The 21,708-nt window shown below is 67.9% G+C and carries 24 protein-coding genes and 9 pseudogenes; 31 read left to right on the top strand and 2 right to left on the bottom strand.

Annotated elements, in window-relative coordinates:
* Positions 1-17: 17 nt before the first annotated feature.
* Together K0H76_RS08355 and K0H76_RS08360 are read right to left on the bottom strand one after the other, a co-directional pair.
* Positions 18-440 carry a flagellar basal body protein gene (locus tag K0H76_RS08355; RefSeq protein WP_258935111.1) on the bottom strand — a complete coding sequence of 141 codons (423 nt, stop codon included), beginning with the start codon at positions 438-440 and terminating at the stop codon, positions 18-20.
* A gap of 3 nt (positions 441-443) precedes the next feature.
* A complete protein-coding gene (locus K0H76_RS08360) occupies positions 444-926 on the bottom strand; it encodes a flagellar protein FlgN (RefSeq protein WP_258935112.1) in 483 nt (160 codons plus the stop codon).
* Positions 927-1,430: 504 nt separating this feature from the next.
* Here K0H76_RS08360 and K0H76_RS08365 point away from each other — a divergent pair.
* From K0H76_RS08365 to K0H76_RS08515, 31 genes and pseudogenes are all read left to right on the top strand, one after another.
* Positions 1,431-2,009, top strand: coding sequence for a sigma-70 family RNA polymerase sigma factor (locus K0H76_RS08365; protein WP_258935113.1), 579 nt, complete (start codon positions 1,431-1,433; stop codon positions 2,007-2,009).
* Positions 2,010-2,142: 133 nt separating this feature from the next.
* Positions 2,143-2,972: pseudogene (locus tag K0H76_RS08370) on the top strand (flagellin).
* A gap of 99 nt (positions 2,973-3,071) precedes the next feature.
* A complete protein-coding gene (gene fliD, locus K0H76_RS08375; protein WP_258935114.1) occupies positions 3,072-4,316 on the top strand; it encodes a flagellar filament capping protein FliD in 1,245 nt (414 codons plus the stop codon).
* 129 nt (positions 4,317-4,445) lie between these two features.
* Positions 4,446-4,883 (top strand): flagellar protein FliS, encoded by a 438-nt coding sequence (locus tag K0H76_RS08380; protein ID WP_258935115.1) that lies wholly within the window; start codon positions 4,446-4,448, stop codon positions 4,881-4,883.
* A 486-nt stretch (positions 4,884-5,369) separates the two neighbouring features.
* Positions 5,370-5,711: a flagellar basal body rod protein FlgB gene (flgB, locus tag K0H76_RS08385; RefSeq protein ID WP_146339139.1), complete on the top strand. Its 342-nt coding sequence runs from the start codon at positions 5,370-5,372 to the stop codon at positions 5,709-5,711.
* Positions 5,712-5,713: 2 nt separating this feature from the next.
* Positions 5,714-6,108, top strand: a pseudogene (locus K0H76_RS08390) (flagellar basal-body rod protein FlgC).
* Positions 6,105-6,281, top strand: a complete 177-nt coding sequence (locus K0H76_RS08395; protein WP_258935116.1) for a hypothetical protein — start codon at positions 6,105-6,107, stop codon at positions 6,279-6,281. Before K0H76_RS08390 ends, K0H76_RS08395 begins: the two are co-directional and overlap by 4 nt.
* A gap of 25 nt (positions 6,282-6,306) precedes the next feature.
* Complete coding sequence (locus K0H76_RS08400; protein WP_258935117.1) at positions 6,307-6,441, top strand: flagellar hook-basal body complex protein FliE; 135 nt, start codon at positions 6,307-6,309, stop codon at positions 6,439-6,441.
* Between the two features lie 51 nt (positions 6,442-6,492).
* Positions 6,493-7,179, top strand: coding sequence for a flagellar basal-body MS-ring/collar protein FliF (fliF, locus tag K0H76_RS08405; RefSeq protein WP_258935118.1), 687 nt, complete (start codon positions 6,493-6,495; stop codon positions 7,177-7,179).
* Positions 7,073-8,110 carry a hypothetical protein gene (locus K0H76_RS08410; protein ID WP_258935119.1) on the top strand — a complete coding sequence of 346 codons (1,038 nt, stop codon included), beginning with the start codon at positions 7,073-7,075 and terminating at the stop codon, positions 8,108-8,110. The genes fliF and K0H76_RS08410 overlap by 107 nt, the downstream gene beginning before the upstream one ends.
* Before the next feature lie 82 nt (positions 8,111-8,192).
* Positions 8,193-8,636, top strand: a pseudogene (locus K0H76_RS08415) (flagellar motor switch protein FliG); the annotation flags it as partial.
* Positions 8,637-8,845: 209 nt separating this feature from the next.
* A complete protein-coding gene (locus K0H76_RS08420; RefSeq protein ID WP_258935120.1) occupies positions 8,846-9,154 on the top strand; it encodes a hypothetical protein in 309 nt (102 codons plus the stop codon).
* The gene (locus K0H76_RS08425) at positions 9,144-9,797 is read left to right on the top strand and encodes a FliH/SctL family protein (protein ID WP_258935121.1); all 654 of its coding nucleotides are present in this window, start codon (positions 9,144-9,146) and stop codon (positions 9,795-9,797) included. The genes K0H76_RS08420 and K0H76_RS08425 overlap by 11 nt, the downstream gene beginning before the upstream one ends.
* A 44-nt stretch (positions 9,798-9,841) precedes the next feature.
* A pseudogene (locus tag K0H76_RS08430) lies at positions 9,842-11,202 on the top strand (FliI/YscN family ATPase).
* The gene (locus K0H76_RS08435; protein WP_258935122.1) at positions 11,202-11,630 is read left to right on the top strand and encodes a flagellar FliJ family protein; all 429 of its coding nucleotides are present in this window, start codon (positions 11,202-11,204) and stop codon (positions 11,628-11,630) included. The pseudogene K0H76_RS08430 and the gene K0H76_RS08435 overlap by 1 nt, the downstream one beginning before the upstream one ends.
* Before the next feature lie 474 nt (positions 11,631-12,104).
* Positions 12,105-12,245, top strand: coding sequence for a C40 family peptidase (locus tag K0H76_RS08440; RefSeq protein WP_258935123.1), 141 nt, complete (start codon positions 12,105-12,107; stop codon positions 12,243-12,245).
* Between the two features lie 182 nt (positions 12,246-12,427).
* On the top strand, positions 12,428-12,631 hold the full coding sequence (locus K0H76_RS08445) for a hypothetical protein (protein WP_258935124.1): 204 nt from the start codon (positions 12,428-12,430) through the stop codon (positions 12,629-12,631).
* Between the two features lie 784 nt (positions 12,632-13,415).
* On the top strand, positions 13,416-13,994 hold the full coding sequence (locus K0H76_RS08450) for a flagellar hook-length control protein FliK (protein ID WP_258935125.1): 579 nt from the start codon (positions 13,416-13,418) through the stop codon (positions 13,992-13,994).
* Between the two features lie 14 nt (positions 13,995-14,008).
* Complete coding sequence (locus K0H76_RS08455) at positions 14,009-14,539, top strand: flagellar hook capping protein (RefSeq protein WP_258935126.1); 531 nt, start codon at positions 14,009-14,011, stop codon at positions 14,537-14,539.
* Positions 14,540-14,566: 27 nt separating this feature from the next.
* Positions 14,567-15,708, top strand: a pseudogene (locus K0H76_RS08460) (flagellar hook protein FlgE).
* A gap of 69 nt (positions 15,709-15,777) precedes the next feature.
* Positions 15,778-16,005, top strand: a complete 228-nt coding sequence (locus K0H76_RS08465; protein WP_258935127.1) for a flagellar FlbD family protein — start codon at positions 15,778-15,780, stop codon at positions 16,003-16,005.
* Positions 16,005-16,800: pseudogene (locus K0H76_RS08470) on the top strand (MotA/TolQ/ExbB proton channel family protein). Before K0H76_RS08465 ends, K0H76_RS08470 begins: the two are co-directional and overlap by 1 nt.
* 70 nt (positions 16,801-16,870) lie before the next feature.
* Positions 16,871-17,689 carry a flagellar motor protein MotB gene (locus tag K0H76_RS08475; RefSeq protein WP_258935128.1) on the top strand — a complete coding sequence of 273 codons (819 nt, stop codon included), beginning with the start codon at positions 16,871-16,873 and terminating at the stop codon, positions 17,687-17,689.
* A gap of 36 nt (positions 17,690-17,725) precedes the next feature.
* Positions 17,726-18,295, top strand: coding sequence for a hypothetical protein (locus tag K0H76_RS08480; protein WP_258935129.1), 570 nt, complete (start codon positions 17,726-17,728; stop codon positions 18,293-18,295).
* Positions 18,241-18,654: a FliM/FliN family flagellar motor switch protein gene (locus tag K0H76_RS08485; RefSeq protein ID WP_258935130.1), complete on the top strand. Its 414-nt coding sequence runs from the start codon at positions 18,241-18,243 to the stop codon at positions 18,652-18,654. The genes K0H76_RS08480 and K0H76_RS08485 overlap by 55 nt, the downstream gene beginning before the upstream one ends.
* A 6-nt stretch (positions 18,655-18,660) precedes the next feature.
* Positions 18,661-19,008 carry a hypothetical protein gene (locus K0H76_RS08490; protein ID WP_258935131.1) on the top strand — a complete coding sequence of 116 codons (348 nt, stop codon included), beginning with the start codon at positions 18,661-18,663 and terminating at the stop codon, positions 19,006-19,008.
* 105 nt (positions 19,009-19,113) lie between these two features.
* A complete protein-coding gene (fliN, locus tag K0H76_RS08495) occupies positions 19,114-19,401 on the top strand; it encodes a flagellar motor switch protein FliN (RefSeq protein WP_258935132.1) in 288 nt (95 codons plus the stop codon).
* A gap of 1 nt (position 19,402) precedes the next feature.
* Positions 19,403-19,873 (top strand): flagellar biosynthetic protein FliO, encoded by a 471-nt coding sequence (locus tag K0H76_RS08500; protein WP_258935133.1) that lies wholly within the window; start codon positions 19,403-19,405, stop codon positions 19,871-19,873.
* 77 nt (positions 19,874-19,950) lie between these two features.
* Positions 19,951-20,612 (top strand): annotated as a pseudogene (gene fliP, locus K0H76_RS08505) (flagellar type III secretion system pore protein FliP).
* An 8-nt stretch (positions 20,613-20,620) separates the two neighbouring features.
* Positions 20,621-20,891 (top strand): annotated as a pseudogene (locus K0H76_RS08510) (flagellar biosynthetic protein FliQ).
* Positions 20,892-20,909: 18 nt separating this feature from the next.
* Positions 20,910-21,667 (top strand): annotated as a pseudogene (locus K0H76_RS08515) (flagellar biosynthetic protein FliR).
* Positions 21,668-21,708: the final 41 nt, after the last annotated feature.

The raw sequence follows: 21,708 nt of genomic DNA on the forward strand, positions 1-21,708 counted from the left end.
AGCCTTCCCGTTCGATATCAGGACAGCCGCGGGCGGCTGCTCACCCGGCGCCGCAGCGACGTCGTCCCATGACTGCCAGAATTCGCTGAGCAGCTCCGAAAGGCCGCCCTCCCCGGTTCGCGCAGGATGCTCTCTATGCGAGAGAGACCGTCGACGCTGACCGACGTCTGCTCAGCGGCCGCCCCGGTGCTTCGCACCCGGGCATCCAGGTGCAGGCTGTTCAGCCGAGCGACGTCAGTGACTGTTACTCCTCCGGAGGAGCTGGACCCGAGGCTGAGGCGTCCCACCGTCGCAGGGGCAGCGACGGACGCGGTCTCCACGCGTTGGCGCGTGTAGCCTTCGGTGCCCACGTTCGCGATGTTGTGGTTAGCCGTCTCGAGGCCGCGCCGGGCGGCGGCGAGGCCGCTCCAGGCTGTGCTGAGCCCGCTGAAGGTGCTCATGGTCTACAGCTCCGTATCCAGCAGCCGAGGGGACGGGTCTGAGCCGCCCTGCCGCGGCTGGTCATATGTGTAGGTGTCGGAATCCAGGCTCGCAAGAGTCTCCTGGGTGGCGCGCTGCGCTCCGCGAAGAATGGTGGTGTTGGTGTCCTTCAGCGCCGCGATGCGCTCCGCGGTGGCACGCAGGGCGCTGAGGTGGTTCTCCAGGATGTCCCGCCAGGCCGGCTCCGTCACGGCCTGGGTGATCTGGCCCAGCGTCGAATCCCCGTCCAGGTTCAGCGATGCGGCCACCTCGGCGGACTCCACAGCTCGGGCCAGCGACGCCGCGCTGACCTTTTCGACCACGGTGTCGATCTCCCGGGTGGCCCGGTCCAGCCACTGGGTCTTGCCTGAGACCAGCAGGAGCTGCTGCTCCTCCATCTTGAACTCCAGGAGGTCGAGGAGCTCACGCTCGCGCCACAGCAGGGCGGTGAGCGAGTTCAGCGTCATAGCAGCTCCTTGCGCAGATCAGCGGGGTGTCTACCCGCACACTGTCGGCACGGATCCGCGCTCCGTAAGATGAAATCTTCTCAAACGGCGTGCGTGCTGTCGACGGTTACCTCCTCTTAACTTGCAGTTAGCAATGATCTAGTTCAATGTTGAAGCAGTCAGGATGACTTAAGGACTTTTTAAGGTGGTTCCCAGGAATGGATGCTCGGGACCGCAACAACTGAATGAGAGCAGAGCGGCTGAGGCGGCCGCTCTGGGCTCAAGGCAATATGGGGATTGCACCTTGAACACGCATGCACGGAATCAGCTTGTGGTCGATAACCTCCCGCTCGTGGGATACCTCGTGTCAGACCTCTGCTCACGAGCGACGCACCTTTCGCGCGAGGATCTGACGTCAGTGGGATCCATCGCGCTCATCCAGGCAGCGGATGCCTTCGACCCGGAGAAGGGCGTTCCGTTCGGCGCGTACGCGCGCCGCCGCATCCTGGGGCGTTCGCCGATGAGATGCGGTCCTCTGACTGGGCGGGACGGCTCCAGCGGCAGAAGATCCGGCAGAGCCGATCCGCCGAGGACGCGCTCACAGGAGCCCTGGGACGCAGACCCTCTGTCGCTGAGGTGGCGGCCGCCATGGGAGTCGACGAGAAGACGGCCGGGGCAGCCATGAGGGACGCTCAGCTCACCGAGGTCTCCCTGGAGGACGAGATGTCCGACTATCTGGTGGCGGAGAGCTCCACCCCGGAGCAGGAGCTGCTGGCCGCCGAACAGGCGCACGTCACGCGAGAAGCAGTCCAGGCGCTTCCTGAGAGGATGCGGCTCATCGTCACGCGGCTCTTCTTCGACGGGAGCACCGTGAAGGACGTCGCCGCTGAGCTGGGCGTGACCCATTCGGCCGTCTCTCAGCAGAGGACAGAGGCGATGCGCATGCTGCGCACCGCGCTGAACGCCCACTACGCCATGGGCACCCCTGAACCCGCGGCGGCGAAGGGCGCAGGAGCCAAGCGGCGGGAGCAGTACTCCGCGATGTACGGCCAGCGTGTGCTCGGCGGCCTGCTGGCTGCCGGACGGCTGGCTCTCATCGCCTGAGCGGCCCTTGAGGCGGCGACAAAGTTCTTCGGCGATCTGCTAACGGCTGGGTGGGGCCGCGCCGATAGCGGTGGGTGAGGTCCATGGACGGACCCGATCATCAGCAGAAGAACTCTTCATGGAGGAATGAGATATGTCTCTTCAGATCAACACCAATGTCGCGGCCCTGAACGCACACCGCAACCTGTCCAACACGCAGAACTCCCTGTCCAGCTCGCTGGAGAAGCTGTCCTCAGGTCTGCGCATCAACCGTGCGGCCGACGACGCTGCCTACTCTCGATCTCCGAGGGTCTGCGCAGTCAGGTCAACGGCCTGCAGGTCGCTGCTCGTAACGCTCAGGACGGTGTGTCTGTCATCCAGACGGCCGAGGGTTCCCTGAACCAGGCGCACGACCTGCTGCAGCGCGTCCGCGACCTCACCGTGCAGGCCGGAAACGATTCCAACAATGCGGAGTCGCGCGCCGCCATCATGAACGAGATCGGCGAGCTGGGGAAGGAGCTCTCCCGCATCGCCGACAACGCCAACTTCAACGGCATCGACCTGCTCAGTGATGCCGCTGGAGGAACGTCTCTGACGTTCCAGGTCGGCGCAGGCGCCGATGAATCCAACCAGATATCGGTGAACCTCTTCGACCTCTCGGCCGTGGGCGGCGAAATCGAGGGATTGACGGACATCAGTGCCGCGACCGTGGGCGACGCCCTTGACACCATCGATGCGCAGATTGCCTCTGTCTCCTCAGCCCGCGCTGAGATGGGTGCCACCCAGAACCGGCTCGAGTCGGCGATCAACTCGATCAACGTCTCCCGCGAGAACCTCTCTGCTGCTGAGTCCCGCATCCGCGATGTGGACATGGCCGCTGAGATGACCAACTTCACGCGCTCGAACATCCTGTCCCAGGCCTACACCGCCATGCTCGCGCAGGCGAACCAGTCCACCCAGGGTGTGCTGCAGCTCCTGGGCTGATCCCCGGCTGACGCGGCGTAGGGCTGCCCCGGGACATCAGCATCTCTCCCGGGGCAGTCCTGCTCCGCACCCTCCCCATGACCTCCAGAGGAGCTTCGGATGACTTCCATGTCAATGCCCGGTATCGCCACCGGCATGGACACCCGGGCCATCGTCGACCAGCTCATGGCCGTGGAGGCCATACCGCAGCAGCAGCTGAAGCGACGGGCCGCAGCCCAGAACGAGCTGGTGGACACCCTCCGTCAGCTCAACACCAGGGTCGCCGACCTCAGCACGCTTGCCCAGGAGGCAAAACGTCCTGAGGCCCTGCAGCACTACAGCGCCTCGACCAGCAGCAGCGCCGCCTCGGCTGCCGCGCGCCCCGAAGCTGCTCCCGGAACGGTCAGCTTCACCGTGGATTCCCTCGCTGCCCGGCACACCGCCGTCACCGACGCAGTCGCCGCGTGGGACACCGCCAGCTTCACCATCGTCGGAGCCGACGGCGAGGAGCACGCTGTGGAGGCCGCCTCCACTGAGCTGAGCGACGTCGTTGCCGCCATCAACCGCTCCACCGCCGGGGTGAGCGCCACTCGTGTGGCCACCGGCGAGGGGACCTATCGCCTCCAGCTCACGGCCTCCGCCACCGGGGCGGGCAGTGCGTTCAGCCTGGGCGGCACGAGCATCGGCTCGACCGTCACCGCCGAGGGCGCTGACGCCGCCGTCACCCTGTGGGCGGGCACTGCCGCCGAACAGCGGGTCACCAGCTCCAGCAGCACCTTCGCGAATCTGCTGCCCGGGGTGGATGTCTCCGTCGCCGAAGTCTCCGCCGCTCCTGTCACCCTCACCGTAGAGCAGGACACGAAGGCCGCGACCGCCTCCGCACAGGCCCTGGTCACCCGTCTCAGCTCCGTCCTCAGCTTCATATCCGGACAGTCGGCGGTGACCACCGATGGCGACGACGTCCAAGCCTCGACCCTCACCGGCGACTCCACCGCACGGGCGGCGCGGCAGAGGCTCACCGACGCCGCGATCCAGCCCATAGCCGGGGAGTCCTTGGCCTCAATCGGCATACAGATCAGCCGACGGGGCGAGATCACCTTCGACCAGGCCCGCTTCGCGCAGGCGCTTGAGAACGACCGAGAAGGCACTGAGGAGATGTTCTCCGTGCTGGCAGGCCGTGTGGCGGACACTGCATCCTCCCTCTCTGACCGCTACAACGGCCAGATCACCTCGCGCATCACCGGCCAGGAGACCAGCATCCGTCGGACCGAGGACCAGATCCTGACCTGGGACTCCCGTCTGGCGACCCGCCGATCCACCTTGAGCGGACCTACGCTGCGCTGGAGGTCGCCATACAGCAGATGAACTCCCAGATGGACTACCTGCAGTCCCAGCTGGCCAGCCTGCCGCAGAGCAGGCCGAAGAGCAGCTGACCCCAGCCATCCGCCGCACCGCCTGACCCCGTCCCAGCACCGCCGCTCACAGGAGAAGACGATGAACCGATTCGGAGCCCTCACCGGCAGTCCCGAGCAGATGCGAGCCCGGATGCAGCGCGAAGCCGTGCTCTCCGCCAGTCCCGGCAAGCTGCTGACGATGCTCTATGACCGGCTGATCCTCGACCTGGACCGTGCCGAAGAGGCCCAGCACCAGCAGGAGTGGGTGCGGGCCCAGGAGCAGCTCCTCCACGCGCAGCAGATCCTCAGCGAGCTGCTCGCCACCCTCGACGTGAAGGCGTGGTCTGCAGCTGCGCAGCTGCAGAGCATCTACATCTTCTGCACCGAGCTGCTCATCACCGCGAATCTCCGGCGCAGCCCCGCCCTGACCCGCCAGGCCCGCGACCTTCTCGAACCCCTGCGGCAGACGTGGCACGAGGCCCTCGCCCAGCAGGACGGAGACTCCGCCCCGCAGAGCGGGCTCCTCGGTGTCGCCTGAGCGGCGCGCCTCCCAGGCTCAGTGGGAGGAGTACCTGCGCCGGGTTGAGACGTGGGCCCAGCACGTCCTGAACCCGACCTTCGACCGTGATGCGCTCGACGCCTCTTCACTCGAACCGCCCGCGCAGCCGAGCGCCGCGCTTCCCCCGAGTTCGCCGAGCGGGCCCTTGATGCGTCGCTGGCCCTGGAGCGCGCCTCTCAGCAGGCGCGGGCCGCGCAGGCTGAGATCGGCAGGAGCATCACCTCACTGCGGCGGGCACCGACGCATCCGGATGAGACTGACCAGGCCCGCTACTTGGACACCAGCGGCTGAGTCGATCGCCCCGCCTGAGAAAGAAGATCCTCCACGGGGCTAACGCGCCTGCTCGAACTGCCGACAGTGGGGACGAGCACGGATTGCTCCCAGCGAACCGGCCATGGATTGGCCGTCCACAGGTGGATACGCCGCACGTTCGTGCGCTGTCCGCACATGCATCCCCGGGGAGCAATGTTCGATTCCGTGACGTCCCGCGCGCTGACCAGCGCTCTTGACGGCCTTGCCGCACGGCAGAACGCCATCGCGGACAACCTCGCCAACATCAGCACGCCCAACTTTCACGCCCGTCGCGTTCAGTTCGAATCCGCACTTGCGGATTCGGTCCGCCGAGGAGACGGGGCGGCGGAAGCTTCGGCTGCCCGTTCGCTGGAGCCCACGCGCCTGAACGGCAACAACGTCAACACAGACACCGAGACGCTCTCCAACGCCGACACGGTCCTGCGCTACCAGTTCGCCGCCCAGTCGCTGACGTCCCAGTTCACCAACGTTCGCACCGCCCTCAGGAGCGCCTGACCATGCCCATGGATGCCATCGGAATAGCCGGGACCTCACTGAGCACCCACCGCAATGGTTGGACGCCGTCTCGGACAACCTCGCCAACGTGAATACGGTGACCTCCACCGAGGACGCGGCCTTCCAGGCCCGATACGTCACCGCCGTCGCCAACGCGGACAACCAGGGCGTCTCTGCCGTCGGCAGCGAATGGGGCGACGCGGAAGGCCGCGTGGTGCACGAGCCCGACCATCCCTTGGCCGATGAGGAGGGATACGTCCGCTACCCCGACATCACGCTCTCGGACCAGATGGGCAGCCTCGTCATGGCCCAGCGCGGTTATCAGATGAACACCGCCGTGGTGGACCGAGCCATCGACATCTACCGGGCGGCCATCCAGATCGGAGCTCCGAAGTGACCGAAGCGATCCTCTCCGCCGCGCCCACCGCCGCGACCGGATATGTGCAGCAGAATCCTCAGCTTGAGCGTGCCGCATCGCTGAGCCCCACCGCGGAGGCTCAGCCAGCAGGCTCGTCGTTCGCGTCAATCCTGGGCGGCGCGGTCGACGGCGTCTCCGGCATGGAGGCTTAGCGCTCGCCAGCTGGCTGTGGACGGCGTGACCGGAAACCTCGACGACCTCCACCAGGCCACCCTGGCCCAGCAGCGGGCATCCTTGGGCTTCGAGACCATCTCCGCTCTGCGCAACCGCGGAGTCGAGGCGTTCAACGAGATCATGCGGATGCAGGCCTGATCCATGACATCACCAACCCACGCCCCAGACTCCGGTGAGAGAAGAAGCCCCATGGACACCCTACGGGGCTACCTCTCAGGCTGGACCGCTGCCCACAAGACCCTGGCCATCCTGGCAGCGGCCATGCTCGCCCTGGGCGGGTACGCCCTCTACTACGTCATGTCCCAGCCCAGCATGGCACCGGCGTTCACCGGCCTGGCTTACGAGGACTCCGCCGAGATCGTCGAGCAGCTCCGGGCCGACGGGGTGCCCTACGAACTGGCATCCGGCGGATCCACGGTCCTCGTCCCGGAGGAGCAGGTCTACGAAGCACGCATCCAGGCCGCCTCAGCGGGACTCCCCGCCTCATCGGGAGGCGGATACGGGCTGCTGGACGACATGGGCGTCACCTCCTCCGACTTCCAGCAGTCGGTCACCTACACCCGAGCCGTCGAGGGCGAGCTGGCGAGCACCATCGAGGCCTTCAGCGTGGTCCAGTTCGCCAAGGTCGCGCTCTCCATCCCCGAGGAGACCGTCTTCTCCGACGCCCAGGAGGACGCGACTGCCTCCATCTTCGTCAATGCGGCACCGGGCACCACCATCACAGACAGCCAGGTGCAGTCAGTGGTCCAGCTGGTCTCCGGAGCCGTCGATGGTCTCCGCCCCGAGAACGTCGCCGTCGTGGACGGGGACGGAGGCGTGCTCGGCCGTCGGGGAGGGGCGGGTAGGCGGCAGCAGCGGCGCAGCCCTGGAGTATGAGGAGCGGGTCACCGCCTCGGTGCAGACCATGCTGGACAGCGTCGTCGGACGAGGCGGCTCCACGGTGGTGGTCACCGCCGATGTGAACCCTGAATCGGCCGAACGCCTCGAGGAGACGTTCGACGCCGCCGAGGACGCCCCTGCGCTGCGCGAATCCTCCTCCACGGAGAACTACACGGGAACCGGAGGCGGCGCCGCAGGAGTGCTCGGCCCGGACAACATTGCGGTGCCCGGAGGCGGCGACGGCGAGGGCACCTACACAGCGGAGACCGAAGAGCTGGAGAACGCCATCAGCAAAGTCACCGAGACCACGACGGTTCCGCCCGGAGCGCTGAACAGCCAGTCGATCTCCGTCGCAGTGGACGAGAACGCCGCCGCCGGACTGGACATGCCCGTCCTCACGGCCATGGTCACCGATGCCGTGGGGCTCAACGAAGAGCGCGGCGACGCGCTCAACGTCTCGATCGTGCCCTTCTCCACCGCCGACGCCGACGCCGCCGCGGAGGCGCTCGCCGAGGCGGAGGCCGAGGCCGCCGCAGAAGCGCAGCGTGAGCAGTTCCAGCAGATTCTCACCAGCGCCGTCATCGCCGGTGCCCTGCTGCTTCTGCTGCTGGCCGCCCTGCTCATCCTCCGCAGGCGCAGGAAGCAGCAGACGGAGGAGCTCGAAGACCTCGGCGAGTCATACCCCTACGAGGCGCTGGGGCGGGCCAAGCTGCGGAGGCAGCCGCTGTGGGGGCAGGTCAGCGGCCTGCCACGCTGCTTCCTCCCGATGCCGAGACGGCGGTGCTGCCGGTGGCCCAGCCCGACGCGGCCGACGGCGGCGGTGCGGCATTCGGGGCAGACGGCGAGGAGTCTGTTCAGCGACGGGCTGAGCTCAACGCACTGGCAGCCCAGGACCCTGAGCGGATGGCCGAGCATCTCCGAGCCCTGATGGACGAGGAGGCGTCCAAAGTATGAGTGAGGTCGCCGTCGCTCTCACCGGCACCCAGAAGGTCGCGCTGGTGCTGATGCAGATGGACCGTCAGCAGGCATCCGAGGTCCTGCGGCACTTCAGCGAGCTCGAATCCGATGAGGTCATCGCTGAGATCGTGCGGCTGCGGCGAGTGGACCGGCACACCATCGAGAAGGTCCTGGCCGAGGTGCACGGAGCGATCCGCGCGGCTGTTCCCGCCGCACGAGGAGGCAAGGACTTCGCTGCCGCGCTGCTGCAGGACACCTTCGGCTCAGAGCGGGCCGACGTGGTCATGGGACGCCTGGCATCCTCCATGGCAGGAAAGTCCTTCGACTTCCTCGAGTCCGCCGACCCTCAGCAGATCGCCGTCCTCCTGGACGAGGAGCTGCCGCAGACCGTGGCGCTGGTGCTGGCCCACCTCAAGCCCGACGTGGCCTCGGTGGTCCTCTCCGGCGTCGACGCCGCACGGCGCACAGACGTGGCCACCTGCTTGGCCACGATGGGGCCGCCCTCGCCGGACGCCGTCCGAGTCGTCTCCGATGCTCTGAAGTCCCAGATGGGTGCCTCTGCAGCCCCGGCAGAGCCCCTGCGGCGGTGGGCGGAGTGCAGCCGCTGGTCGACATCATCAACCGTTCGTCGGTCAACGTGGAGAAGGAGCTGCTGGAGGAGCTCGCTGAGCGCGATGCGCACCTCGCCGAAGAGGTGCGCGCTCGTATGCTCACCTTCGCCGACCTGGTGCGCTTCGACCGCCGCGACGTCCAGCAGATCATGCGAGGCATTGATCCCACCGTGCTCGCACTGGCCCTCAAGGGTGCCCCTGAGAACGTCGAGCAGGTGATTCGGGCGAACATCTCCGAGCGGACCAAGGAGATTCTCGACGCCGAGGTCAGCTCACTCGGGGCGGTGCGCATGTCGCAGGTGGAGGAGGCGCGCGCGGACGTGGTGCGGCAGATCCGCGAACTGGAGAACGAAGGCATCATCACTGTCCAGCGTGTCGAAGAGGAGGACGCTCTTGTCCTCTGAGCAGAGCAGCATCGTTCCGCTGAGCTTCGCCACCCTCTCCGCCGCAGGCGCCAGCGCAGCCCCCTCCGTCGAGACCGACCGCGCGCAGGCGCGCACACAGGGCTACGCCGCAGGCTACGGTGCCGGAATGCGCGCCGCCGCCGAGCAGACGCAGGCCCAGCGGGCCGAGCACGACCAGAAGCTCCGTGCACAGCGCGAGCAGGCCCATGCAGAGCAGGCGGAGGCGCTGGATGCGCTCGCCCGGGCGGCTGACGCGTTCGCGCACCGGGCGCTCGAATCGGTGCACACGCTCGACCGCTCACTGGCAGCGGCAGCCCTGCAGCTCGCCGAGGCGCTCCTCGGGGCTGAGCTGAAGGACGGTCCGCACTCAGCTCAGGCCGCACTTCTCCGTGTGCTCAGAGACGCGGAGCCCGAGTCGGTGCGCGCGGTGCGCATGAGCCCGCACGCGGCGAGCCTCATCGCAGACAAAGCCGAGCAGGCCGGGGTGCGCGTCATCTCCGATGCTTCCATGCCTGAAGGAAGCGCGGTCGCGGACCTCCGGGAAGGGTTCCTCGATGCGCGCCTGACCACCGCTGTGGCGCGGTGCCGAGAGGCGATCGATCGTGCCGGAGCCCCCTCCCCGGCGTCGGAGGCCGCCGCGTGACCGCCGCACCCGCCGAGGTGCACGTTCCGGCTGCGCTGCCCGCCATGCTGCGCGCCGCCCAGCCGACGGCCGCTTACGAAGTGACGAGGATCGTCGGACTCGGAGTCGAGGTGGGAGGCCTGAGGCAGGGCCGCCCCTCCGACGGCTTCTCGGCCGAGGGCGCCGAAGCGCTCAGCAGCGCATTCTCCGTACCGGTGGGCGCGGTCGTCGAGATCGGCACGGCCAGGACACCCGCAGAAGTGGTGGCCGCCGAAGGCGACCGCCTGCGCTGCATGCCGCTCTCCGGCCTCCACGGGGTGGCTGTGGGGATGAGGTCCACTCTCCGAGGGCCCGTCCCTGGTGCCGGTCGGCGAAGGGCTCATCGGCAGGGTCATCGACGGGCTGGGTCGCCCGCTCGACGCTGAGGGCCTCGGGGTCTCGGCGCGACCCTTGGGGCCGCACCATCTTGTCGCACTGGATCAGGCCCCGCCCTCCCCGATGCGTCGCCGTCGCATCCATGAGCAGCTTCAGCTGGGAATCCGCAGCGTGGACACGATGACCTCGGTGGGACGGGGTCAACGCGTTGGGCTCTTCGCCTACTCCGGCGTCGGAAAGTCCTCTCTGCTGTCCATGGCGGCGCGCGGCACAGAGGCTCGGATCAACGTGATCGCACTGATCGGCGAGCGAGGGCGCGAGGTGCGCGAGTTCATCGAGGACGATCTCGGCCCGGAGGGTCTGGCCCGCTCCGTGGTGGTGGTGGCCACCTCGGACGAGCCGTCCCAGATGCGCGTGCGCGCAGCATTCGCAGCCACACGCATCGCAGAGTCCTTCCGCGATGCGGGCATGGATGTGCTGCTCATGATGGATTCGCTGTCGCGGGTCGCGATGGCCCAGCGGGAGATCGGACTGTCGGTGGGGAGCCGCCCGCCACACGGGGCTACCCGCCGAGCACCTTTTCGCTGCTGGCGCGGCTCGTCGAGCGCGCCGGCATGGACGAGGCAGGATCAATCACCGGGATCTATACGGTCCTCGTCGACGGCGACGACCACAATGAGCCCGTGGCCGACGCGGCCCGCTCGTTCCTCGACGGGCACCTGGTGCTGGACCGACGTTTGGCGGTGCAGGGGCACTACCCGCCTGTCAATGTGCTTGAGTCCGTCTCCCGGCTGGCGTCACGCGTCACCACATCCGAGCACCGCAGCGCGGCCGCAGACCTGCGCCGGGTGATGGCGGCGAGGCGGGGCGCCCAGGACCTGGTCGATGTGGGGCGTACCAGCGCGGCGCCCAGCCGTTGGTGGACATCGCCCTGGAGCACAGCGACGCCGTAGAGCAGTTTCTGCAGCAGAGCCTCGAGGAGACGGCCTCGGCGGCCGACTCCTGGGCGCGGCTGCTTGAGCTGGTCGGCCGATGGAAGGACCGCATCTGATGGCAGCCGCTTTCTCACTCGCAGGCCTGCTGCGTCTGCGCAGCCTCCGCGAGGCCGACGCGGCCGGGAGGCTGTTCACCGCCCATGAGAAGACTCAGCGGGCCAATCAGCGCCTGGAGAAGTTCCGCGTTCAGGCGGCGCAGAGCGAGGCGCCCCAAGGGCCGCCCGAGTCGCTCCTGGCCGTCGCCGCCGCTCGATCCTCCTCCCGAAGCATGCTCGATGAGCTCCGGGCCTATGCGGAGCAGGCCTCCTCGGATCAGGAGCAGGCGGAATGGGACTACCGGAGCGCCCGCCAGGACGTGAAGGTGGTGGAGAAGCTGCAGGCTCGTCATGACCAGCGGCTTGCGCATGAGCGCCTCGCTGCAGAGCAGGCGGCTCTCGACGAGGCTGGGCAGCGGCGCAGCCTCCGTGAGGAGGGACCCCGATGACGTTCTCCTCAGCAATGGGTCGGATTGGTCAGATCGAATCTGCCATCGGCGCATACAGCCCCCAAGCTCCTCCTCCGGGTGCGGCCCAGAACGTGCCGCGTGCCGGGGAGCTCCGGCGCTCGCGGCGCCGGAGACCCGCGCCGTCAGCGCGGAGCCCGGCACCGCGCTGCGAGGGCCCCAGCCGCTGAGCGGCCCGGCCTCGGACTTCGAAGCGCTGATGCGCGTGCTCAGCTACGCCGAGGAGCTCGCCGCGGGTCCGCGCTCCGCAGCGCCGCGGGATGCGTCCTCTTCGGTCCCCGGCGCATCCCCAGCATCCTCTGCCTCGCCGGTTACCCCCGCAGGCAGTGCCTCATCCGGCGGGGGCAGCGGACGAGACATCGTGGCAGCCGCTCAGAAGCATCACGGAGTTCCGTACCTGTGGGGAGGAACGGACCCGAGCAGAGGCTTGACTGCTCAGGGCTGGTGAAGAATGTGATGGCGGAGTTCGGCATCAGCGTCCCGCGGGTCGCTGCCGCGCAGGCACGCGCGGGCAAGGAAGTGCCCTCCCTCGATCAGGCGAAGCCGGGAGACCTCATCGTCACTCGTGGCGGAGGCCACATCGGCATCTATGCTTAAGCAGCGGTGAGTGGACCCATGCCCCCGTCCGGGCCGCAGCGTAGTCACCGAGCCGGTCAGCGGCACCATCATGACCATCCGACGGATGGTGGACTCCCGCAGGAGACGTCAGCATCGCCTGCGGCCCAGACGGCCTCAGCCGACCGCGGCGCTTTCGAGGCTCGCTTGGCAGGAGCACGGACATGACCGCTCTCATCGCCCTGCTCGCCGCCCGATCGCTGACCGCTCCCACGCCCTCCGCAGCGTCAGCCCACAGGACGACGGATGCTGATGCCTCCTTCTCCCACCTGCTGGGTGCCGCGGCTCAGGACGGTGCAGCCGACGCTGAGGAGGCTCCCATCGCCCAGCGCCACGACCCATCCTCAGAGTCTGAAGCCGAGGCTTAGGCGCCCAGCAGACAGCGGACGATGTGCTTGCGAGCTCAGAGAGGGCGCTCTTCGTCTCCTCCGACCCGGCGGAGGTGAGAGCCCTCCCTCGACCTTGGAGAAGGCGCCGTCCGCGGACCGCATAGACGCCCCGCGGGGAGCCGCCCACAGACCTCTCGCCCGCAGACACTTCGCGCATATCCGACATAGCCGGAGAGGCTCCTCGGCAGGATGCCTACTCTGATGCGGATGGGGCGCAGGTCCCGGCGCAGCACCCCGAGGGCGATGAGCGGCTTCAGGTGCCGGACTCAGCAGAGAAGCGGGCCGAGGCTCCTCCCAGTGCGGAGCTCCTGCATCCTGCGCACCGTGATGAGACGCCGGAGAGCCCAGAGGAGACTCACACCACGTCGCGCACGCCGGCTCTCCCCGACACTGCGGCTTCCTCAGACGGGCCGCCGACGCGCGATCCCTACGTCGACACCCAGGGCCTCGCTCTGCCTGACCCACCGGCAGGAGACGCCCAGGGCGGTGAAGGCGAGCAGTCAGGCGCTGACACTGAAGCTCAGGCTACGGATGAAGGCGCGATCGATGCATCCGAGGTGATGGCTGCCACGCCCCATGAGAGCTCTGAGACGCCGGATGTGACGGCTGAGACGCTGCCCAGCACGGTCCCTGCTCAGGAGCATGACGCCGTTCCGCAGCCCAGCCCCAGGGGAGCGGATGCCTCGGCCTCCTCCCGCCGCAGAGCGGCGCCGCACCAGGGCAGAGCACTGCAGTTCAGGCCACAGCTATTCAGACCACGGTCGTGCACTCAGCCGCCTACCCGTCGGCGAGCGGGGCGGCGCCGACCGTGGCCCAGCCGCTCAATGCCCAGCTCAGCACTCCCGTCACCCAGCCGTCACCCGCAATCGTCGCCGCAGGCGGCGGTGAGCAGGTCCTGACGATCACGGTGGCCCCTGAGAGCCTCGGTCCGGTCACCGTGAGGGCGCATATGACGCCCGAGGGGATGAGGATCGAGCTGTTCTCCTCCCAGGAGCAGGGCCGAGAAGCGCTGCGCGGCATCGTGGCCGATCTGCGCCGAGATCTGGCAGGCCTAGGAGTGAGCACAGGCACCTCTCAGGTGAGCGTCTCGGACCAGGAGGCCCCGGCCTCTCAGCCCTCGACGCACCTGGGGCAGCACTCCCGCGCGGCCGATCAGCAGCTGCTGGACGCCCAGCAGCAGAGCCGTCAGCAGTTCGGCGAGCACGCCCGCGACGGCGCCTCCGCCGAGGCGGACACGCCCCAGGCCGGACCCGCTGCGGCGGCCGACGCGGAGCAGGGCGAGCCTCCACTGCCCGACATCCGAACCCACTACATCCCCGGCAGCCTGGATCTGCTGGCCTGAGAGAAGGAGAGAACATGCCGGATGCCATTGCTCCGCCAGCCTCACCGGGCATCGACCCTGCGCTGATCGACGATGCCATGCGGGCCGGGCGCGGCTCCGCAGCGCCGCCTCGCGAGCTGAAGCAGCAGATGGACGGCGAGGTGTTCATGCATCTGCTCGTCACCCAGCTGGCCAACCAGGACCCTTCCTCTCCGATGGACACCAACGACATGATCGCGCAGACCACGCAGCTGGCCTCCATGGAGCAGCTGACCCAGATGGGCACCACCATGAGCGGCATGGCCGAGGTTCAGCACCAGCTGCTGTCCATGGATCAGCGGGCCGCGGCCTCATCGCTGCTGGGCCAGGTCGTGACCACCGCCGACGGGCCCGACGGCGAGGAGCCGATCACCGGCGTCGTCACCGGCATCTCGTTCGACGGAGTGGAGCCGATGGTCGCCGTCGACGCCGCGCCGTTGCCTATTCCACCATCGCAGCAGTCGCCGCACCTCCTGCTGAGGAGGACCGGACCTGACGCTGATGCCCTCCTCCGCCCACACCTCTGACATCCATTCCCTCGAAAGGCTGCACCCATGCTCCGCTCCATGAACTCCGGCATCTCCGGACTCCGCTCCCACCAGGCCATGCTCGACGTGACCGGCAACAACATCTCCAACGTCAACACCACCGGCTACAAGGCTCAGTCCACCCAGTTCCAGGACACCCTCAGCCAGATCACCCAGGGCGCGGCAGGAGGCGGCGCCCAGGTGGGCGGACAGAACCCCGCGCAGATCGGCCTGGGGGTCCAGGTGGCTTAAGCACCAATACGAACTTCACCCAAGGGGCGGCGCAGCGGACCGATGTCGCCACCGACATGATGATCTCCGGCGACGGCTTCTTCGTGCTCAACAAGGGCGGCGAACAGATCCTCACCCGCTCCGGCTCCTTCAGCTTCGACAACCAGGGCCGCCTCACCAGCCCCGACGGAGGGATCGTGCAGGGGCGAATGGCAGAGAACGGCCAGCTGCCTGCCGGAGGTGCACTGCAGGACATCGTCCTGCCGCCGAACATGGCGGTGGGCGGAACGGCGACCACCGTCGCCCAGGTCCAGGGCAACCTCCCTCCGATGCCGCTGTGGGCGAGACCCGCACCCTGGACCGTGAGGTCTTCACCGACGACGGCACCAGCCAGAACCTCTCGCTGACCTTCACCCGCACCGCAGGCGGCTGGGACGTGGCGGGATCGCTCGGCGGAGCGAACGCTGCAGGCACCCTCGACGGCGGACTCACTGTGGGCGGCGTGGCCGTGGATCTCACTGCCGTGACCACCTTCGCCGGCGTCGACAGCGCCTCGATCTCCTCGCAGAACGGCTCCGCCGCCGGAGTGCTGCAGTCCTACACGATGGGTCCCGACGGCACGCTCACGGGACGTTTCTCCAACGGCGCCTCCATCGACATCGCCCAGATCGTCCTGGGCCAGGTGGACAACCCGAGGGGCTGCAGAAGGTCGGAAACTCCGGCTACGCCCTGACCGCGAACTCCGGCGGAGTCAACTTCGCAGCCCCGGCACCGGCGGGGTCGGCAGCCTGGTGGGAGGTGCGCTGGAGATGTCCAATGTGGACCTCTCGCAGGAGTTCACCAACCTGATCGTCGCCCAGCGCGGCTTCCAGGCGAACGCGCGCATCATCACCACCTCGGACGAGGTGCTGCAGGAGCTGGCGAACATCAAACGATGACCCCAGCGGTGCGGCGCTAACCGCAGGCATGGTGCGCGCCGACAGTGGCACCTGAAAGGGGGCCTCACCATGATCGTTGTGACTCGGCTCAACCGCAGCAGATTTGCGGTGAACCCGGACCTGGTAGAGCGCATTGAGGAGCACCCCGACACGGTGCTGCTGATGGTCAATGGCGAGCGGTACGTGGTGACCGAATCCATGAAGGACGTGATCCGGCTCGTCGTCGAGCACCGTGCCGCAGTGGTCGCCGCGGCCGCAGCCGTCTCCGCCGGTGCAGGTTCCGAAGGGGCCGCCTGATGGATCCGGCGACCATCATCGGCATCATCATCGCCTTCGCCGCGATGTTCGCGATGCTTATGCTCGAGGGCGCCAGCCCGTTCTCCATCCTGCTGCCCTCGCCGATGATCTTCGTGTTCGGCGCGACCATCGCCGTGGCCGTCGCCTCCGGCACCATGAAGGACCTGGGCATGTGCGCCCGAGGTATCCCGAAGGCCCTGCTGGGCCGCAAGCCGTCGGTGGCCAGTCGGATCGACGCTCTGGTGGAGCTGGCAGGCGTAGCCCGCAGCGAAGGGTTCCTGGCTCTGGAGCCCTACGCCCAGGAGGAGGAGGACCGCTTCTTCTCGGCGGGGCTGCAGTCTTTGGCCGACGGCGTCGACGGCGAGGCGCTGCGCCAGCAGCTCGAGGACGACATCGACACCAAAGCCGCAGAGGACAAGGTGCTTGCGAAGTTCTACACCACTATGGGCGCCTACGCCCCGACGATCGGCGTGATCGGCACCGTCGTCGCCCTCACCCAAGCCCTGGAGAATCTCTCAGAGCCTGAGCAGCTGGGCTCGATGATCGCCGCGGCCTTCGTGGCGACGCTGTGGGGCTGGTGTCCTCGAACCTGATGTGGCTTCCCATCGGGGCCCGCCTGGGCGGCTCTCCGAACTGGAGGTCCAGGAGATGAACGTGACGATGGAGGGTCTGCTGGCGATCCAGGAGGGCAGCCAGCCGCTGCTGCTGGAGGAGCGGCTGAGGTCTTTGGTGCCCAGCAGCGAACTGGCGCCCAAACGGGCTGAGCGTGCGCCCGCGGAGGGAGAGCCTGCCTGATGGCGGGGAGGGAAGCGCGATCCGCAGCGGAAGCCCCAAGCGGACGCGCACACGTCGCAGGGCTGAGGAGGTGCGGGACAACCCGGACCGCTGGATGGCATCGTACATGGATGTCGTCACGGTGCTGATGTGCCTGTTCATCGTCCTCTATGCCATGTCGACCGTGGACGAGGAGCGGTACGAAGCCCTGCGCCTGTCCTTGGCCACAGGATTCGGACGCGAGGAGTCCGACCTGGTGGAGGACTCCGGGCTTCTCATCTCGGAGGAGCTCGCTTACGATCACGACACGACCATCTTCGACGACATCGAGGACTCTGACGAGTTCGAGGACGACCTCATGCTTGCGCAGCAGGAGTACGACGATCTCATGGAGCTCAAGAGGCAGCTGCGCAGCCGACTGCTCGACGCCTACCACGAGGAGAGCGTGGAGTTCACCCTGGATGAGCAGGGCCTGCACGTGCATCTCATCGGCGCCGAGACCTTCTTCGATCCCTACGAGTCGAAGCTCAGCGCAGACGGAGCCGAGATCATGGGCATCATCGCCCCGGTCATCGCCCCCACCGAGAGGTTCTTCGAGGTGGGCGGCCATGCCGATCAGCGCCAGCCGCTGCACACCTACGCGACCAACTGGGAGCTGTCCTCCGCCCGGGCGACCTCGGCCCTGCGGGAGCTGGTGGAGGAGGGAGAGGTCAACCCCACCCGCATCGTCTCTGTGGGCTACGGACATGAGCACCCCATCAGCGACGACCTGTGGCGCAACCGCCGCGTCGACGTCAGCATCCTCTCCGACCAGCCGGACCGTGTGCGCGAGCTGCTGCCGCAGATCCGCGACGCCGCCCAGGCCGGGGAGGAGCTGGACCTGGGGTCTCTGCTCGAGGCGTCCAACTGATCGGCCGCTCCGCTAACGGGGCGAAGTCCGCCGCCGATGGTAGCCCGTGTGAACTCTCCGCTCAGTGAGAAGACCGGCGCTGTGCGCAGTCCCGAGGAGGTGCAGGCCTACCGCCCTCCGGCTCTATACGACTTTCGTCGACCCACGACGCTGACCCGCGAGCACTCCAGGACCCTTGAGCTTGCCTTCGAGACGTTCGCGCGCCAATGGGGAACCCAGCTCACCGCTCGCGTGCGCGTCCTCTCATCTGTGACCCATCACGGGGTGGAGATGAAGACCTACGACGACTATGTGGCCTCTCTGCCGCCGACCACGGCGATGGTCCTCTGCGGCGTCGAGCGCTCCGACGCGAGCGCCGTGGTCCAGTTCCCTGCGGCCGGGGCGCTGAACTGGGTCTCCCACATCCTCGGCTCGCCCAGGGCCTACCGCGCCGAGGAGCGCAAGTTCACGCGCATCGAGCACACGCTCATCAGCACCCTGGTCTCCGAGACGCTGGAGGATCTGCACTACTCCTCGGCGGACTGCTGCAGGGGCAGATCACCGTGGAGACCGTGCACTACAACGCACAGTTCGCGCAGGCCGCGGCGAAGTCGGAGCTCATGGTGACCGCAGGATTCACCGTGCAGGTCGGTGACCAGTCGGTCCAGGCCTCGCTGGCGCTGCCCGCCGAGGCGGTCCTGCCTCAGCTCTGCGACGAGTCGGAGGTCGAGCCTGAGGAGCAGGTCAGGGGGCGCATGGGCGGTCACCTCGTGCATGTGCCCATGGACCTCGCACTGGCCCTGACCGAGACGCCGGTGACCTCCGAGCAGATCCTGAACCTGGTGGAGGGCGACGTCCTCCGACTGACGCATGCCGCCCACCGGCCTCTGCACCTGACCGCCGACGGCCAGCGCGTCGGAACCGCCGCAGCTGGAAAGCAGTCGGGCCGCATCGCGGCCGTCGTGGCATCCCGAGAAGAAAGCTGACCCCGCATGACCAAGTTCGACCTCCTGAACGACACCGCCTCGGCCGTCGCCCAGGCTCTGCCCACACGCTCCGGCGTGAGCGCGGAGCGGCGGCTTACTCCCGCAGCGCCGCCGAGCTCACCGGTGCAGGGTCGGTGGCCGTCACCACCCTGGTGGGGGCCGCGTCGGCCGATCTCGCAATCCACCTGGACCCGGCAGCCATCGGCGGCTCCGAGCAGCTGGACCCTCAGCTCGTCTCCCTCGACGACGTCCTGCGTCCGGCATTCGAAGCAGCCGCCGCCGTGCTGGGCACCGGAGTCCTCTCAGCCGCTGACCCTCCGCTGCACGCACTCTGCTGGAGGACGAGTCCGCTGAGCTCTTCGTGCTTCAGGACGGCAGCCGGGCGGTCGGCTGGTACGCGGTGCGGGTCAGAGACAGCGAGCGGGCTAGGCGGCGGCGAGCGCAGCCTTCCTCTGTTGGGTGGCTGGGGCCGATGTCGGCAGCGTCGGCGATGTGACCTCGCGGCTGTCCCGTCTGCACAACGTGCACATGGGGCTGACGGTGGAGATCGGCCGGACCCGGGTCTCGGTGCGCGACGTGCTGGACCTCGAGCCGGGGGCGGTCATCGAACTGGACCGCAACGCCGGTGCCCCGGCAGACGTGCGGCTCAACGGACGCCTCATCGCACAGGGCGAGGTCGTCGTGATGGACCAGGACTACGGGGTGCGGATCACACGGATCCTCGATGCCGCGGAGGGCTCAGCCTGAGGTGGACGAGCTTTTCCTGTTCCTGCGCGTCACCGTTGCGCTCGGCGCTGTCCTCGCCCTGATCTGGTTCGTCGGGCGACGGTACTACCGCAGCGGACGCGGGGCAGGATCCCGGCGGCTGATCGCCGTGGTGGACCGACAGGGCCTGGCAGCCAAAGCCGCCGTTGCGGTCGTCGATGTCGGAGGAACCCGGTATGTGCTGGGAGTCTCCGAGCAGTCGGTGAGCCTGCTGGACAGCTACGCGGCCGATTCGGAGAGCACCGCTGCGCCCGAGCCCGAGGCTGCGGACCCAGGTGACCACACGGCTCCGCCGCCCAGCGCCGTCGACTTCCAGGCGGAGCTCGCCCGGGCCAACCCGCACACCGTGCTCGATCTCACCCCACCACCATCAGCTCGGCCCAGCCCCGGAGCCTGGAGCGTCGCGGCTGCACGGAAGCGTCTTCGCTCCCAGCACGTGGCGCCAGGCGGCTGAGGCCCTGCGACGGGTGCGGAGCCGTTGAGCGCTCCCGGGCTGACTGTCAGCGTGGCGAACCTGCTGCATGGGATTCCCTGGGCGTCTCCATCGAGGTCAACGGACCTGACGGTGAGCCGAACTCCGCAGTGCTGCTGCTCATCGCTGTCACGCTGCTCTCCGTGGCACCGGCACTGCTGCTGATGATGAGCAGCTTCACCAAGATCTTTGTGGTCCTGGCTCTCACCCGCAACGCGCTCTCGACGCCTATGATCCCGCCGAACCAGGTGCTCGCCGGGCTTGCGCTGTTCCTGTCCATGTTCATCATGGCGCCGGTGCTGACGGAGATCAATGAGGTGGCGATCGGGCCCTACACGGACGGATCCATCGACTTCCAGGAGGCGCTCGACGCCGGCGCCGAACCGCTGCGCGGATTCATGGTCGCGTTCACCCGCGAGGAGGACATCGCGCTGATGCACCGGGCCGCGGACATCGACAATCCCACCAGCCCGGAGGCCGTGCCGCTGACGACTCTGGTCCCCGCCTTCATGCTCTCCGAGCTCCGGGCGGCCTTCATCATCGGGTTCGTCATCTTCATCCCATTCCTCATCATCGACCTCGTCGTCGCCTCCGCCCTGATGTCGATGGGCATGATGATGCTTCCCCGGTGATGATCTCGCTGCCCTTCAAGATCCTGCTGTTCGTCCTGGTGGACGGATGGGGACTGATCGTGACCGCCCTCGTCGGAAGCTACACCTAGGAGCCCGCATGGATACCAACGCAGTGCTCGACATCGGCTTGGCCGGGCTGCTCACAGCGGCCACCGTGGCGGCGCCGGTGCTGCTGACGTCGCTGCTGGTCGGCTTCGCCATCAGTCTCTTCCAGTCGATGACCCAGATCCAGGAGGTCACTCACGTTTGTTCCAAAGGCTCTGGCCGTCGGCGTCGCCCTGCTGGTCTCCGGGCACTGGATGATCACCGAGCTCATCGAGTTCACGCACCTGCTCTTCGACCGGCTGCCCTCGCTGCTGTCGAGCTGAGAGACCCGGAGGCCTGCCATGGAGATCGAACTGCCCCTGCAGTGGCTGGAGGCCGCCCTGCTGGTCGCGGTGCGGATCACCGCGTTCATCGTGATCGCACCGCCCTTCAGCCACGGCAGCATCCCCATGCGCGTGCGCGGGGCAATGGGGCCACGCTGGCCCTGGCGGTCACGCCCCGTGCGATCGACGACTACGTGCCGATGCAGACGTGGCAGTACGCGGCAGCCATCGTCCAGGAGATCATCTCGGGAGCAGCGCTGGGCTTTCTGGTCTTCCTGATGTTCGCCGCGGTGCAGACTGCCGGCGGCTTCATCGACCTCATGGGCGGCTTCTCGCTGGGCATGATGTTCGACCCGGCTACGGGAGTCAACGGCGCTCAGTTCCAGCAGCTCTTCTACATCGCAGCCCTGGCGCTGATGGTCTCCTCGGAGGCGTACATGATGATCATGGCCGGGATCTTCAGGTCCTTCGACGCCCTGCCGCTGGGAGCGGCTGTGAGCTCCTCCGGGCTGGGGCAGAGCCTCGCCGTCGGGGTGGGGCAGATGTTCCTCTCCGCCCTGGAGATCGCCGGTCCTCTGCTGCTGGTCCTGTTCCTGGCCGATGCCTACCTGGGCCTGCTGACCCGTGTGGCACCGGCGCTCAATGTGCTGACGATCGGCTTCCCGCTGAAGATCTTCATCACCATCGCGCTGGCGGGCACCGTCTTCGTCGTCCTCCCCGCAGCCGTCAACAGCCTGGTGACTCAGGGCATCGACCTGTTCCGAGGAGTGATCTGATGAGCGAGTAGGCAGGGGAGCGCACAGAGAAGGCCACTCCG

This window comes from Nesterenkonia pannonica (assembly GCF_019575955.1).
Lineage (GTDB): Bacteria > Actinomycetota > Actinomycetes > Actinomycetales > Micrococcaceae > Nesterenkonia > Nesterenkonia pannonica.